Raw genomic sequence first — 15,560 nt, 5'->3', positions numbered from 1 at the left:
ACACAGTTACTCTCGGATTAAACTTCTCTGACATCACCATCAAAACGGACATAAAGGCGACCCCTTGTTAACAGAGCTTCTTGATATCCTGAGTTTTCAGGGCGGATACAACACCAGCGTCGTTTTGCTTGGCTCGGCACTTCTTGGCATGGCTGGCGGTGTTATCGGTGTCTTTTCCCTGTTGCGCAAAAGAGCTCTGATAAGTGACGCCATCAGCCACGCCACCCTGCCTGGAATCACCCTTGGCTTTCTCGTTGCTCTTGCCCTGACAGGTACCGGGAAAAGCCTGCCTTTCCTCATGACCGGGGCGACCATCAGCGGCATCCTCGGGGTTTTGCTTGTTCAGTGGATCAAGGACAATACCCGCTTGCCGGAAGACTCTGCGATCGGCACGGTTCTCAGTTCGTTCTTTGGGCTTGGCGTCGTACTGATGAGTTACATCCAGACACTGAGAGACGGAAGTCAGGCCGGACTGGAAAGCTATCTGTTAGGTTCAACCGCCAGCATGCTGCAAAGCGAGGCAGAAATGATCGCCGTTTTCGCGCTGCTCATCACTCTGACCGCCGCCATCTTCCTCAAGGAATTTGGCCTGATCTGCTTTGATCCTGACTATGCCGCGTCCAGAGGCTGGTCTGTCAGCAAAATCGACCTCCTGATGATGGCCCTGCTTCTGGCCGTCGTCGTGATCGGCCTGAAGACTGTTGGCCTTATTCTGATCATTGCCCTGGTCATTATCCCCCCCGTCACAGCCCGCTTCTGGACGGACCGCCTTGGGTTGATGGTTGGCATTTCAGCCTTCTCAGGTGGAATCAGCTGCTTTCTTGGGGCCGGGCTCTCTGCCTTGACTCCCGATTTTCCTTCTGGCGCCACCATTGTCCTGACAGCAACAACACTTTTCCTGCTGTCTTTATTTCTCGCTCCCCGACGGGGTGTTCTTGCCACCGGACTCCGCCAGATTTTCTTTCGTTATCGTATTAGCCGCCGACGCGCTCTGCTCAGTTTGGGTCAGGGACAACCCGTGCTTTCCTCCCTGTTTATTTTACTGCTAAAGCATGAAGGCACTCTTGATAAAAACGGGCAGGTTACAAAGCTGGGCCAGCAGAAAATAAGACAGATGTCCCGGGATCAGGATCTCTGGAACCAGTATCTCAGCGACTACCCTGAAGAAGCTTTTGCCCAGAAAAACTGGTCCCTTTCCATGATCACTGATGTACTCCCTCCAGACCTTATTCACGAGCTGGAAGAAAATCTTCGACTGCAACAGAAGGTAGCCGGTTAATGGATCTACCTCTGGCTGATTTCCTGCAAATTGATCTTCCCGCCCTGTTGGTTGCTGTTCTCGCAGGCCTTTGCTGTGGCCTGCCCGGCAACTTTCTGGTCCTGCGCCGACAAAGCCTGATCGGCGACGCCATGAGCCACGTCGTCTTGCCCGGCATTGTGGTTGGCTACCTGCTCTCGGGAACGCTTGATACGCTCCCCATGTTACTGGGCGCTCTCTCCGCAGCATTGATCTCTGCGCTGCTGATTGAGGGGATCAAACGTCTTGGCAAAATAGAAGCCGGGGCCGCAATGGGCGTGGTCTTCACATCCATGTTCGCTCTTGGCGTCCTTATTCTTGAGCAAACCGGTGCATCCGGCGTGCACCTGGATGTGGAACACGCCCTCTATGGCAATCTGGAATCCACACTCTGGCTTGGTTTGAATGACTGGAAGGATCTGCTTTCACCGACAGGTCTGGAACAGATGCCCAACAGCTTGCAGCGACTTCTCGGGGTCAGCCTACTGGTTATCCTGCTGACAGTTGCCTTCTTCAAGGAATTGAAAATCTCGACCTTTGACCCTGAAATGGCAAGCTCCCTCGGCTTCTCTGCCCGCCTGATCAGCATTGGCCTGGTTGTCATGACCGCGCTTTCAGCTGTAGCGGCCTTTGATGCAGTGGGGTCTATTCTTGTCATCGCCATGTTTATCTGCCCGGCTGCAACGGCCCGTATGTGGACAGACAACCTGAGCAGGCAACTCTGGCTCTCAGCTGTCTTTGCCACGCTCTCCGGGATCACAGGATACCTTGCAGCTGCTTTTGCCCCCCTTCTGCTTGGCGCGGACTTTGCCCTCAACGCCGCAGGAATGATCGCTGTGGTTGCCAGTGTCTTTCAGTGCGTTTCCATGATCTTCGCACCGGACCACGGCAAACTGGGCCGGGTCCTTAAACAGCGACAGGCCCTGAAAATGGAATAGCCCCTGCCCTGAAAGCCCCAAAGACGCGCGCCTATTTCAGAACACCTTCAATCACATCAAGTGCTTTGTTTGTCAGAATGTCGATCAGCACCACATCATCATCGACCCTGATAAATTTTGTATTCTTCCGTTTTGGCAAACGACTGAGCAAATCATCCGGCAGATCGCGCTTGGCCAGCCCTCGAGGCAAGCTGCCATTTTCATCGAGATGTTTTTGCAAACCGGGGGGCAGACTCCCCTTCTTCGCCAGACCCGGTGGCAGGCCCTTCTGCTTCCCCTTTTGCTTTTTGGATTTGCTATAGGTTGTGTCCTCTTTACCGAAATAGCGATTGATAATCGCTTTTTCGACTTCCTGCACCACATCCTCCAGGATATCACTCTGGCTTTGTGATGCCTGCGCCACCCCGCTTTCGCCTGATGGCAAGACAAGACACCCCGCCCCTGCAATAAAGAGCGCCACGACCCAAACTACTGATTTTCTGATCATCATCTGGCTTCTTTCTCGATGGAATATATCTACTGCCAGAACTATAGAACAAATAAGGCAAAGATGAGATTGGTAATATCCCTGACCTGTCAGGCTCCCCGGGACTTTCGCAGTTAACCCGGCTCATCGGGATGGGAAGGCGGTCCCTCCCCGCCTGGAAGTTTGCGCTCTGACAAGGGAGTACAGCCAAAGAAATTGCGGTAACATCTTGAAAAATGTGCCGAAGAATTAAACCCGCAGGCCAGGGCAATTTCAATAATCCGCATCTTTGTCTGCATGATCAGCTGACGACTGCGATAAAGCCTGAGTTCGCTGTAATAGCGCGCCGGAGATTTGTTGAACTGTTTGCTAAACATTCGCTCAAGCTGGCGGCGGGAAGCGCCCGCAACTTTAGCCAGCTGCTCAAGCTCAAGCGGTTCTTCCAGATGCTCTTCCATGATCTTGATGACCCGGAGCAACCGTTGATCCTGGATCGAATACCGCGCGGAAAGCCCGAAGTACTGAAACTCGCGACGATCCCGGATCCGTTCATGTACGAACTGATCAGCCACCATCCGGGCCAGCTCAAATCCATGCAGGTCGGCAATGAAATTGAGCATCATATCCAGACCAGCCGTACCACCGACACAGGTGAAACGCTTGTTGCCGACCTCGAAAAGCTCATTCGACGTTTCAAGATCCGGAAAATTTTCATTGAAAGCCGAAAGATACTCCCAATGAACGGCGCACTTGCAATCATCAATCAGGCGGGCTTCAGCAAGATAGTGGGACGCCGTATAGAGAGCACCGATCACCTTGTTTTGCCGCCCGAGCATGCGGAGCCAGGCGAGCAACTCTCCCGAGGGAAAAGCCTTGATGTCATGACCGCCACAAAGGATGATATTTTCTGGCAGAGCTGCCGCTTTCAAATCCCCGAGGACTTCAAGACGAAGCCCGTTTGAGGCCTCCACCGTCTCTCCGTTAATCGAAAAAACCGGGCAGGAATAAAGCGCCTTGCGGGCGACCTTGTTGGCAACCCGGAGCGGTTCCATGGCAAAGGTAAAGGAGTTCATTGAGAACCCGGGCAGGAGAACAAACCCTACCTGTCGGGTCGTCCCTTCTTTTGGCTCTGGAAACACCGCTTGCTCCTCCCCGACTCGATCATGAAGATGTCGCTTTGCCTCCAAAACGACATCTTCCTGTTCTAAGCCCAGTCAGGGAAAGACTCAAGCGTTGTTAAAGAGGCCCCTATTTGAAGTACTCAGCTGTTCTTCCGCCAGTACTCAACCGCCGCGCCAACCCCTTTACCCGGCTCGATGGCCATCCCCATATCACGCATGACCATTTCAGCACCGCCAAGAGCACTGAACAGCATACATTCGTTCAAATCCCCCAGATGCCCAATCCGGAAAAGCTTTCCTGCCATCCGCGCCAGACCTGCACCAAGCGATAGATTAAAATCATTGTAAGCCCGTTTGATCAGTTCCTGACCATTGATCTGCTCCGGCACCATAATCGCTGTTACAGTATCCGATTGCCATTGAGCTTTCTGGGCACAGGTTTTGAGGCCCCAGGCGCGCACGGCCCGACGAACTCCCTCTGCCAGGTGATGGTGCCGGTTCCAGACATTCTCCATGCCTTCTTCCAACAGCATATCGGTCGAGGCACGTAATCCACGCAACAGCCCCATTGCCGGAGTATAAGGTCCGTAACCGGTCCGGTTCTGGTTAATCATCATCCGAAAATCAAAATAGAACCGCGGACAAGTCGCCGTTTTCCCCGCCTCGAGCGCTTTTTGACTCACCCCGACCAGACCAAGCCCGGCGGGCAGCATAAATCCCTTCTGTGATCCTGCAACAGCCAGATCAACACCCCAGGCATCCATTTCAAATTCAATCGCCCCGATGGAACTGATCCCGTCTACATACAAAAGGGCCGGGTGGTTACAGGCATCCATAGCCTGCCGTACCCCTTTGATATCCGAGGTAACGCCCGTTGCTGTTTCATTATGGCAAACAATCACACCCTTGATTTCATGCTGCTTGTCTGCTGCCAGACGTTCGGCGATCAGATCAACCGGGACACCTTCGCCCCATTCAACATCAATATCCTCAACGACGATCCCCAACGCACGACAGGAATCAACCCAGAGACTGGAGAACTGACCGATCCTGGCAGTCAGGACCTTGTCGCCAGGAGACAGTGTGTTGGTAATGGCCGCTTCCCATCCGCCGGTGCCAGAAGAAGGAAACACAATAATTTCGCCGGATTTGGTCCGGAAAACCTTTTTCAGATCCTCAAACAACGGCATCATGAATTCGGGTGCCGAACCAGCCCTGTGATCTTCCGTATAGATATCCATTGCCAGGCGAACCCGCTCTGGCATGTTGGTAGGCCCAGGAATAAAAAGTGAATTACGACCAGCCATGGCTAAAATCCCGACAAAAGTTTCCAGTAAATAAACTGAAACGAGCTTATCCGAGCCAATAAATCATAAAAATACGGAATAATTATCAAGATTTATTCCAAAAAAGAATAAATACTAAAAATCTGGGCAAAACCGGAGCCCACCTTTGAAGGACCAGACCGTGCCCCCCATGACAGCACGCAAAATCCAGACATCACCCCGTGCTGGCATCATCACCCGTATAATAAGCCCTGTTCTTGCCAGACGCAGCAAGAAGGATACGTCGCAGATCAGCTGGCGAAATCGGCTTTGAGAGATAATCATCCATCCCTGCAGCCAGATACTTCTCCTTGTCCCCGGCCATGGCGTTGGCCGTCAGGGCAACGATAAACATGCCAGAGGAATCCAGCTCGCTGCTGCGTATTTTTTTCGTCGCCTCAACACCGTCCATTTCTGGCATCTGGATATCCATAAAGACCAGATCGTAACTTCGGTGTCTCACTGCATTCACGGCTTCCAGACCGTTGGTTACCAGATCAACATCGTGCCCGGCTTTTTTAAGCATGGCGCTCAGGACAAAGCGGTTAATCTCGTTATCTTCGACAACCAGCACTCGGAGTGAGGAAATCTGTTCCTGCGGCTGCAGTAGATGGCTGACATTACCATCAAGCGAATCATCGATTTCGGCAGGGTTGCCAAGGGTGCAGGGCAGGAGCAGCGAAAAGGTGCTCCCTTTACCTTCCTGACTTTCAACCAGAATATCCCCCCCCATTAACCTTGAAAGCTCTTTGCAGATCGCAAGCCCTAGCCCGGTCCCCCCAAAACGCCGGGCATGCTGTGCCCGCTGCGCACTCCCTTGAGTGAATTTGTCAAACAGGCGCGTCAGCTCATCTTTGGCAATGCCGGGGCCTGTATCTTGAACCGAAAGGACAAGATCAATCCGGCCATCAATCCGGTTTTGAAAGGCGATGGATATTTTTACGCCCCCGTGATCGGTGTAATTAATTGCATTACTGATCAGGTTATAAAGAATCTGTCTTATGCGTACGGGATCGGCCCTGAGTACCCGGGGCATATCCGGGACAATAACAAGATCGAGTTCAAGTGATTTACTTGCTGCCCTCGGCTTCCAGAGGTTGTAAGCAGCCTTGACCAGATCCAGAAAATCAAAATCGTGCTCTTCCACCCGTAAAAGTTTCGCCTCGATCTTGGAGATATCAAGTATATCGTTCAGTAATCCCATCAGGATCGAACCTGATTCCCGGATAATCTCAAGCTGATCTTTTAATTTGGACGGTGGTTCATCAGCTAAAAGAACGTGTGTCATCCCCAGGATACCGTTCATCGGGGTTCGGATTTCATGGCTCATCGTTGCCAGAAACTCTCCCATAGCCAGATTGGCACGATCAGCCTCTTCTTTTGATCGCTGGATCGTTTGCATCTGCCGGATCATGAGGAAAAACATGAAGGCGAGAACCCCGAACAATAAAACAAAAGAAACAAGAACCCAGCCATATAGCTGAGCAACCTTGGCCCGCCCTTTGTAATTGTTCTGATTGAGAATACGACGGCTGTCAGAAACAAAGCCCCGCACAACGCCATCATAGGCGCTCAGTTCGCGAAGCATGATCCCGACATACTGCTCTATAGGGATAGTCTCATCATTTGATACAGGATCAAGGCTCTCGATCAACTCATCAAATCGACTTATCGCATCCTTGTAAAAGACTTCGTCTTTCAGGCTGCGGGAAACCATGCCCCGCTTTATATCATCAACCCGGCTATAGAAGACATCAAACCGAGTTTTGATCGTCTCCCGGGCACCATCTCGCCGATGCTCTGCCTCATGCAAGGTATCAAGCAGTCGATAATACTCCGACTGGACCGAATAGATATCCCATCCTGTATTCTGATAACCCGATTCTTCCAATTGACGCAACGACAGAACCGAACTCACCAAAAGTCCTCCTGCCAGGACGGCAAGAAGTAACGAAACAACTAGCGCTAGAGCCACGCGTCGCTCGATAACTACTAACTGCCGCATTTATCCCCCAGCGCTCTGTTGCCTCAACAAGCCCAAATTCTCTTACACAAAAGAAGGCTATGAATACAACTTATAGCACAAATTCAAAGGAAGCATCCCGTACGTCGCGCAAAACGCGCAAATAACAGAAGCGACACTACCGTAATTTAGTAATGTTTTTATTAAAAAGTCTTGATCAAAAATTTCATTTCTACATTTCCTTCATCAGAAAGAACTCTAGATACAGTCTCCTAAAAAGAGGCAAGCTACCACCCCATCCGGTCTGCAAAATCATGCCAGCGAATCATAAAAGGCATAAACCAGGGATTACCAGTATAGAGCGGGCGGCTATTGAACGCGAGATCGTCCAGTGCCGTTCGTCCCTCGTCATCGCCAAGAATTTTAAGTGCCACTTTCCGTCCAAAATACACTGCGCGCCCGACTCCTGAACCACAGTATCCAATCGCGTAGTGAACTCCCTCCACCTCACCGACATGGGGCGCGTGATCAAAGGTATAAGCCACAACACCCGACCAGCCATATTCAACAGATGCCTCTCCAAGCTGGGGGAAAACCCGCCGCATGGATTTACGCAGGTAGTTAACGTATTCAGCTGGGTTTTCTTTAAGGGATTGCGCCCGCCCACCAAAAATCATCCGTCGACCGTCGGCCGAGGGACGGTAATAGAACACCAGCCGATGCGTATCTCCATGGCCCCTTAACTTAGGAGATAGTGCGCGAATTTTTTCCTCCCCCAAAGCCTCGGTTGCAATGATGGCCGAACGGATCGGAATCAAGCGGCGCCGAAACCATGTCAAACTTTTGGAGGTATACCCGTTAGTCGCCACAACCACATTTCTGGCTTTAACCACCTGGCTGGCAGTACGGACTTCCAGCGCACCAGCCTGACCGCTGATATCCAACACCGCCTGTTTTCCGTACACTTTTGCACCTGCCGCGACAGCCCGCTCAAGTAACCCCTGAACCAGAAGTCCCGGCTGCAGAGTCCCGTCATCCTCGTACACAGCCCCTCCATGATAGAGGTCAGAGCCGATTTCCTGATGCTGGTCTGCCTTCGAAACCATGTATGCATTTAGCCCCAGATCTTTCTGCAGGCCTTCAACCTGACGGGCCAGGGAATCATAATGTCCTGGATGGGCAACACCGCGAAAACGGCCTGCCATATTCAGTTCACAATCAATTTTCTCATCCCGGATAAAGGAAACCAGCGAATGCATGCTCTCCATGCTTTCCAGCATAATAGCCCGGGCTTTCTCGGTCCCGTAGGCCTGGGACAGGCCCTCTAGACCAAGTTTGTGAAAGCTCGGCCCCAACAGGCCGCCATTGCGTGCCGAACACCCCCATCCCGGTCGCTCCGCATCCAGAACCACCACAGAGCGCCCTGCCCGTGCCAGCGTTAAAGCTGCGGATAAGCCTGTGTACCCGGCCCCGACAACAACTACATCGGTCTGGGCAGGCGGTGTTCCTTTTTCAGAAAAACGGTCTGGCTCAAAGCGGGGGTCGGCCCACCAGTAAGGACGATGTGTAAAAGACTTTGATCCAGTCATTTCTCTACTCTCATCAGGGAAGGCACTATGCGGGACGAAGTGGTCGCATGCTGCCACGGGCCAAGGGGGAGAGGAAGGGAAATCTGGTCCTGGAAACGACTATCTTTTGTCCAGCGGAATTTCTGTCGTTTCCTTGATCCGTTCCATGGAAAAATAGGACGTCACATCGTGGAGCGGTACTGTACGGATAATTTTTTTATAGACCCGGTCGTAATCGGCAATGCTTGAGACAATAATTTTCAGCAGATAATCAACATTGCCGTTGAGGCGGTGAAATTCAACCACTTCATCAATCTGGCTGACCCCTTTCGAAAAGCGTTCCAGCCAGGCCTCATCATGTTGAGCTGTCCGGATCTCAACAAAAACGGTCAAACCCATATCAACCTTCTCGGCATCCACCAGCGCCACCTGTTTTCGGATAATGCCCTCTTCCTGCAGGATCTTGATCCGGCGCCAACAGGCATTGGTCGACAGATTAACGATCTCAGCAATCTCTGATGCAGGTCGCCCGGCGTCTCGTTGCAACTCTTTCAGGATACGGCGATCCGTGGCATCAAGCTTCATACAATCCTCATTTATTGTGAAATTATCCCAAATTATAGGTTATTATTATAATACAATGAGAAAACACTTCTTTGCCATCAAGTTATAAAATCAGGAGACAACAACAAAAGAAAACAGGGACCTTGTAATGATCAGCTTGTGGAACAGACTATTCATCAATCACCCTCTCTCCGTCCATGAAAGCTATCTGGAACACATGGGGCAGGCGCTTTATTTTTCCTTTCACCTCGGGCTTGGCTGTTTAGTTTGTCTCTGCCACGCTCTCATTCCCGGAGCTTTTGAAAAGACCGGAAGCCGCCTGGTCGAGAAGCTTCATGACCGGATGGTAAAAAATCGTCAGCGGCACCAGCCGAAAGAGGCCGAAAGCAAAAAATTTTCGTCTCTTGGCATTCAGAACACTTCTGAATGAAGCATTCCTCTCACTATTGAATAGATCTTTTCCACCCTAGGCGACTATACTCGCGCCAATTCCGGATTTCTATTCAACCCACCTTGTCATCAGAGTAAGCCATGCCCTTTCTTGCCTCCGGCGCCGCCCGTTTCCCCCTGATCACAGGCAGAATTCCCGGAATAATACTGGCTCTGGTGCTCGCTTTTGCCGCCACCTTTATCTCCGATCATCACGGTGGGCCAACCTTGCTCTACGCGCTGCTTCTGGGCATGAGCCTGAACTCTCTGATTGAAGGTTCATCGGCAAAAGCAGGAATTGATTACACCAGCCGATCGATTTTACGTATCGGAGTTGCTCTTCTCGGGATCAGGATTGGCTTCGAGCAGATCGTCCAGCTGGGACTAAACCCAGCCCTGATTTTGGTTCTGGCTGTGGTGGTTACAATTATTGCGGGCGTTCTCCTTGCCGGTTTTTTTGGTTTCAACAAACGCTTCGGCCTGTTAACCGGGGGAGCAACGGCGATTTGTGGTGCTTCCGCTGCCCTGGCCATCTCTGCTGCAATGCCCAGTTCTGAAGACTCTGAACGGACCACGCTTTTTGCTGTGGTCGCAGTAACCACACTCAGCACCATCGCCATGGTCCTCTATCCCCCTGTTGCTCTCTGGCTGGGCATGTCCGACACAGAAGCCGGATTTTTCCTGGGAGGCACCATCCATGATGTCGCCCAGGTTGTTGGAGCAGGTTATTCCATCTCACCAGAAGCCGGAGATGCCGCCACCGTTGCCAAACTATTCCGTGTAGCCCTGCTCATACCTATTGCCCTGCTCGTCACCGCCATCTTCAGACAGGCCGGCCCGGCCAAAGCTTCCACCTATCTTCCGCCACTCTTCCTGATTGGTTTTGTCTTTTTTACCGGACTGCGCTCTACGGGCCTGCTGCCGGATCTGATTATCAGCGGTCTCTCAGAACTTTCCCGCTGGTGTCTTGTCACCGCCATAGCCGCAGTTGGCCTCAAGACATCTCTGCGTGATGTTCTGAAAATTGGCCATCAGGCTCTGTTCCTGGTCGTTATCGAAACCTTCATTATCGCCGGATTGATTATCGCCAGCGTCTTTTTTCTCCGCTAACAATTGAATAGACCGCCAGCAGAAACAACAAAGGAGCGGGATAAACGTCCGCTCCTTTGTATTGTAAAACTCAACAAAACTCACTGAGGCATAAGTCTTAACGTGACAATGCCTCGATAATCCGTACCCAGGAGCGAATGCCCTTGTGAAAGGATTTCAGATCATATTTTTCATTCGGGCTGTGGATCCGGTCATCGTCCAAGGCAAAACCAACCAGCAGTGTTTCCATATCCAGGACCCGGCGGAATTCCGTGGTAATGGGGATGGAGCCGCCAGATCCGATCAAGGCGGCCTCTTTCTGCCATTCATCAGACAGTGCCTGCTTGACCTTCTGCATAAAGGGCATATCGGTATCCACGCTCAAGGGGCCGAACTCGCCGCCAACAGATTCATACACGACACTGCAGTCAGCAGGCAGGCGTGCCTCGACAAAGGCCCGGAAGGCCGCACGGATTTTTGCAGGTTCCTGCTTGCCAACAAGACGGAATGTTAATTTCGCATTGGCTTCAGCAGGAATTACCGTCTTTGAGCCCTGCCCATTATAACCACCCCAGATACCGTTGACTTCACAGGTTGGCCGCGCGGTCAATTGCTCAAGAACAGTATAGCCTTCTTCCCCGGCTGGTATGGATAGACCAATTTCCTTCAGATAAGCTGCTCCGTCAAAACCAAGACTGTCCCACTGTTTTTTCATCTCCGGCGAGAGCTCTTCCACTCCGTCGTAAAATCCGGGAATCTGCACCCGTCCCTTATCGTCACGGAGATCAGCCAGGATTTTGGACAAAACATGGATAGGATTGCGCGCCGAAGAACCATAAGCACCGGAATGCAGATCCCGGCTTGCAGCCTTGATCACCAGGTTCTCTTTCATCATTCCACGAAGCTGAACCGTAATCGCCGGTGTATCACGATCCCACATGGTCGTATCACAAACCAGCGCCAGATCCGCGCGCAGCTCATCCTTGTTTCCCGCCAGAAAAGCATCCAGGCTCGGACTTCCGGTTTCCTCTTCTCCCTCAAACAGGATAGAAGCATTCAACGGCAGCTTGCCCGTCACTGCCCGCCAAGCACGACAGGCCTCGACGAATGTCAGCAGCTGGCCCTTGTCATCTGAAGTACCCCGTCCCTTGAGCTGTTTCGAGCCATCAGGTTGTTCGGAAATATAGGGCTCGAACGGGGGTTCATCCCACAGGTCGAGCGGATCGACGGGTTGCACATCATAGTGACCATAAAACAGAACATGTGGCCCCTCGGTCTGGTCTGGCGTATGCGCCACCACCATCGGGTGCCCTGGTGTTGGGCGAACCGACGCATCAAATTGCAGGCTTTTCAGTTCCCGCTCCAGCCACTGGGCTGCCCTGAGACATTCCGCTTTGTAGGCCGGGTCCGTAGAAATACTCTCGATCCGGACAAGATCAAAAAGTCTCTTGATACTCTCTTCCAAGTGATTGTCGACATGAGAGAGCACCTGCTCCAGAGCACTCATACTGAGCTCCTTACGTTTTTTTGGTTATTTTTATTTGCCTCCCGCCGAAGCAGAACTGCTCAGTTCAAGCGCGAAAGCTATCCTGAAAAGGGGACAAATCTGCAGATCGGGAATTGAGGATACACGCTAGCAGAACCTAACTCGGATAGGCAACATGTGTTTACTATTCTGCCTGTCATCTGGATCGTGGTGTGTTTTTTATCTGCCCAAATCAAGACTGGTGCCCGAAGACAAAAGAACTATAGACTGCAGCTCCACTCGCCCAATGTTCCCCCTGACGTCTTTAAGGCCGGCCATGACAAACTCGACCTCATCAAACATACAACCGCCAACTCCAGAAAGCAGCCAGGAACAGAGCCTTGCCCTACCAGTATTGGGCGTATTGGGCGTTGGGCATTTTGCTTCTTATACAATAGCAGGGCTGCGTCGTGGTGGTTTTACAGGTCAGATCATCCTGTCACCCCGCAATGCAGAAATCGCGCGCGCTCTGGCCAAAAAGCATGACTGCCTTATTGCCAAAACCAATCAGGAAGTGGTTGACCGCTCTGGCATGCTGCTGCTTTCGGTTCGCCCCCAGCATCTGGCAGATCTCCTGGAGGCCCTCACCTTCCGGCCAGATCAGATTATAATCTCGGCAATTGCGGGCATCTCACTGGAACAGCACCGCGACGCAGGGGCTTTGCCTGATCAGCTCGTTCGCATGATCCCGGTCTGCTCAATTGAAGCAGGTGAAGGAGTCACCCCGGTTTTCCCGCCGCATCCTCTTGTTGAGGCCCTGGCCCGCTTCACCGGCACGCCTGTCTCCCTCGAAAATGAGAAACAGTTCGATCTCGCTCTAGCCGCCTCCTGCATGAACGGCTGGCTCTACGAGTTCTTTGGCGAAATGACGGACTGGATGACAGCCAAGGGCCTCCCCAAGGATAAAGCCCGCGAGATGATCCTACACAACATCCGCGGAGCTACCGCCTATGCCCTGTTCAAAAAAGACGAGAAACTGCAAAGTATCACCCAGGGCATAGCCACCCCCGGCACCTTCACCCTCGACGGCCTCGAACAGCTCCGCAAAGATAATGGTATCAAAGCCTGGGCCAGCGCGATGGAGGGCGTTTGGGAGAAATTATAGGAACTTTACTGGCTCCAAACTCTTCAGCCCTCCTAAAGTAAACCAATAGGTCTCTACGCGTATTGTTGTAGCGCAACAGGTTTGGCGTTTGCCTGATACCAGGCCTGAAGCATCAAAACATCCCACAAAAGGTACTGCCAGTTCCTACGTCCAGAAAGATGCTCGTGCCATTTTTGTTGGATCGGAGCTGACTCCAGCAGTCCCGTATTTTGTAGAGCCGCAGGAGACAATAACTCTTCGGCCCATTCGCGGAGCGGCCCACGTAACCAGGCATCGATCGGCACGCCAAAGCCCATTTTGGGGCGTTCGACCATTTCTTTTGGGACATACTTGTAAAGAACCTGTCGCAACAACCATTTCCCCTGTCCGTTTCGGATCTTCATGTGGCGGGGAAGCCTCCAGGCAAAATCTACAACCCTGTGATCCAGCAGAGGAACCCGGGCCTCGAGAGAGACAGCCATAGAAGCACGATCCACCTTGGTCAAAATATCATCAGGCAGATAGGTCATGGTGTCGAGATACTGCATCCGGTCAATGAAGTTGGGAATTTTTGTCTGGACTGCAATATCCCAGACAAGACCTTTTGGTTCTTTCCCGCCGATCACCAGCTCATCCGGCTCATGCCAATGACTGATCAAGCTGCGGTAAAAATCATCTTTCTCTCCAGTCAACACATTTGCCAGTTTGTAAAGCTTGTCGCCAAAAAGAGTTGGGCGGTGATTTTCCGGCAAAACCTTGCTTAATTGATCCCATGCCGTTGGCGACAAGCTCCGAATGATTCCAGCTTCGATATTCCTAACAGCCCGGGGTTGCCCAAATAAGGTCCTCCCGTATTTTTCCGCTGTGAAATACCGAGTATAACCACCAAACAATTCATCGCCCCCATCCCCTGACAAGGCAACGGTAACGTGCTCTCGGGTCATTTTAGAAACAAGATACGTAGGTATCTGTGAGGAATCAGAAAAAGGTTCATCAAAATAGAATGGAAGTTGCGGGATGACATCCCGTGCTTCCGAAGGCAAAACAAGAAGCTCTGTATGATCAGTTTTCAAATGGCGGGCCACTTCAGCGGCATGCTTGGCCTCATTATAACCTTCTTCATTAAAGCCAATCGAAAAGGTCCGAACTGGGCGATCGTTCTGGGCCTGCATCAAAGCAACAACTGTAGATGAATCTATTCCGCCAGAAAGAAATGCACCCAACGGTACATCGGCCATCATTCTCCGCCCTGTGGCATCCAGCAAAAGGTCATGAAGCGCCTCAACCGCTTCTCCATCACTCCCTGTGAAGGGAGCGGCTTGGGCTTCTGAGACAACATCATCCAGCCACCAATAACGTTCCAGTACAGGCTCTTTACCTGCGCTTACACTTAACATCCACCCGGGTTCAAGCTTATTGATCCCTTGATAGATGCTCGTAACTCCACCGATATAATTGTGTCGAAGATATCCAGCAACCGCATCACGGTTGATTTCACCGGGACAGTCAGGATGCACCCGCAAAGCTTTCAACTCAGATCCAAACAGAAAGTTTTTTGAAGTCTGGGCCCAATAGAGGGGCTTGATCCCCAAGCGATCACGAACAACCGTCAACCGCCTTTCCTGGCGATCCCACAAAGCAAAGGCAAACATACCAATCAGTTTCTGGGTTGTGGCCTTCACTCCCCAACGGACACAACCTTCAAGAATAACCTCTGTATCAGAGTGTCCGCGGAATTTTATACCGCTCTCTTCCAATTCGGGACGAATATCGGCATGATTATAAATTTCACCATTATAGGTAAGTACATACCGACCACAGGCAGAAACCATCGGCTGCGCCCCAGCCGAAGTTAGATCAACGATAGCCAGCCGCCGATGCGACAAGGCGATACCGGTTGATGCTTCCGCCCAGGAATCACCACTATCCGGCCCCCGGTGCAACATTGCATTTGCCATCGCCATTGCCAGTCGGGACAGGCCTTCGTCACTACGATCCGCGGCGTTTTCTAGAAACCCGGCAATGCCACACATGGGGTATACTCCTGATAGCCTATCACCTCACTTTTATAGAGGTAACTTACCCATAAATTCAGATCACTAGGCCAAACACATTATAGCTATCGAGCCATTCTAAGAATACTTTATAAGTAGCTGTTTTCCACTAAAAAGGCAACTTTCGTTCAAATTGT

General features: G+C 51.7%; 13 protein-coding genes. 5 read left to right on the top strand and 8 right to left on the bottom strand.

Features of this window, described 5'->3' with window-relative positions; all coding sequences use genetic code 11:
- Positions 1 to 64 precede the first annotated feature (64 nt).
- Both B152_RS0113365 and B152_RS0113360 read left to right on the top strand, forming a co-directional pair.
- Positions 65 to 1,279: a metal ABC transporter permease gene (locus B152_RS0113365; RefSeq protein WP_020592932.1), complete on the top strand. Its 1,215-nt coding sequence runs from the start codon at positions 65 to 67 to the stop codon at positions 1,277 to 1,279.
- A complete protein-coding gene (locus tag B152_RS0113360) occupies positions 1,279 to 2,235 on the top strand; it encodes a metal ABC transporter permease (RefSeq protein WP_020592931.1) in 957 nt (318 codons plus the stop codon). Before B152_RS0113365 ends, B152_RS0113360 begins: the two co-directional genes overlap by 1 nt.
- 31 nt (positions 2,236 to 2,266) lie before the next feature.
- Here the strand turns inward: B152_RS0113360 and B152_RS25425 are convergent, their stop codons facing one another.
- The 6 genes from B152_RS25425 to B152_RS0113330 form a co-directional block, all read right to left on the bottom strand.
- Positions 2,267 to 2,725 (bottom strand): hypothetical protein, encoded by a 459-nt coding sequence (locus B152_RS25425; RefSeq protein WP_020592930.1) that lies wholly within the window; start codon positions 2,723 to 2,725, stop codon positions 2,267 to 2,269.
- 110 nt (positions 2,726 to 2,835) lie between these two features.
- Positions 2,836 to 3,840, bottom strand: a complete 1,005-nt coding sequence (locus tag B152_RS23720) for a GlxA family transcriptional regulator (RefSeq protein WP_033406436.1) — start codon at positions 3,838 to 3,840, stop codon at positions 2,836 to 2,838.
- Positions 3,841 to 3,962: 122 nt separating this feature from the next.
- The gene (locus B152_RS0113345) at positions 3,963 to 5,129 is read right to left on the bottom strand and encodes an aminotransferase class V-fold PLP-dependent enzyme (protein ID WP_020592928.1); all 1,167 of its coding nucleotides are present in this window, start codon (positions 5,127 to 5,129) and stop codon (positions 3,963 to 3,965) included.
- A gap of 193 nt (positions 5,130 to 5,322) precedes the next feature.
- Entirely contained in the window at positions 5,323 to 7,152 is a 1,830-nt protein-coding gene (locus B152_RS23715; RefSeq protein ID WP_083921897.1) for an ATP-binding protein, read from the bottom strand.
- A 245-nt stretch (positions 7,153 to 7,397) separates the two neighbouring features.
- On the bottom strand, positions 7,398 to 8,699 hold the full coding sequence (locus tag B152_RS0113335) for an NAD(P)/FAD-dependent oxidoreductase (RefSeq protein ID WP_020592926.1): 1,302 nt from the start codon (positions 8,697 to 8,699) through the stop codon (positions 7,398 to 7,400).
- A gap of 99 nt (positions 8,700 to 8,798) precedes the next feature.
- The gene (locus B152_RS0113330) at positions 8,799 to 9,263 is read right to left on the bottom strand and encodes an Lrp/AsnC family transcriptional regulator (RefSeq protein WP_020592925.1); all 465 of its coding nucleotides are present in this window, start codon (positions 9,261 to 9,263) and stop codon (positions 8,799 to 8,801) included.
- A gap of 127 nt (positions 9,264 to 9,390) precedes the next feature.
- On the opposite strand from B152_RS0113330, the gene B152_RS0113325 reads away from it, so the two are divergent.
- Together B152_RS0113325 and B152_RS0113320 are read left to right on the top strand one after the other, a co-directional pair.
- Positions 9,391 to 9,672 (top strand): DUF6356 family protein, encoded by a 282-nt coding sequence (locus tag B152_RS0113325; protein ID WP_020592924.1) that lies wholly within the window; start codon positions 9,391 to 9,393, stop codon positions 9,670 to 9,672.
- A 101-nt stretch (positions 9,673 to 9,773) separates the two neighbouring features.
- Positions 9,774 to 10,781 carry a YeiH family protein gene (locus B152_RS0113320; protein WP_020592923.1) on the top strand — a complete coding sequence of 336 codons (1,008 nt, stop codon included), beginning with the start codon at positions 9,774 to 9,776 and terminating at the stop codon, positions 10,779 to 10,781.
- A gap of 97 nt (positions 10,782 to 10,878) precedes the next feature.
- On the opposite strand, the gene B152_RS0113315 is transcribed toward B152_RS0113320, so the two are convergent.
- On the bottom strand, positions 10,879 to 12,267 hold the full coding sequence (locus B152_RS0113315) for a dipeptidase (protein ID WP_020592922.1): 1,389 nt from the start codon (positions 12,265 to 12,267) through the stop codon (positions 10,879 to 10,881).
- A 295-nt stretch (positions 12,268 to 12,562) separates the two neighbouring features.
- Between B152_RS0113315 and B152_RS0113305 the strand changes: the two genes are divergently transcribed.
- Positions 12,563 to 13,390, top strand: a complete 828-nt coding sequence (locus B152_RS0113305; protein WP_169337426.1) for a pyrroline-5-carboxylate reductase dimerization domain-containing protein — start codon at positions 12,563 to 12,565, stop codon at positions 13,388 to 13,390.
- A 53-nt stretch (positions 13,391 to 13,443) separates the two neighbouring features.
- On the opposite strand, the gene asnB is transcribed toward B152_RS0113305, so the two are convergent.
- Positions 13,444 to 15,402, bottom strand: coding sequence for an asparagine synthase (glutamine-hydrolyzing) (gene asnB, locus B152_RS0113300; protein WP_020592919.1), 1,959 nt, complete (start codon positions 15,400 to 15,402; stop codon positions 13,444 to 13,446).
- Positions 15,403 to 15,560: the final 158 nt, after the last annotated feature.

The organism is Kiloniella laminariae DSM 19542, assembly GCF_000374005.1.
GTDB classification, from domain to species: domain Bacteria; phylum Pseudomonadota; class Alphaproteobacteria; order Kiloniellales; family Kiloniellaceae; genus Kiloniella; species Kiloniella laminariae.
Note: the sequence above shows the minus strand (reverse complement) of the source record. Positions and strands in the feature narration are given on the sequence as shown.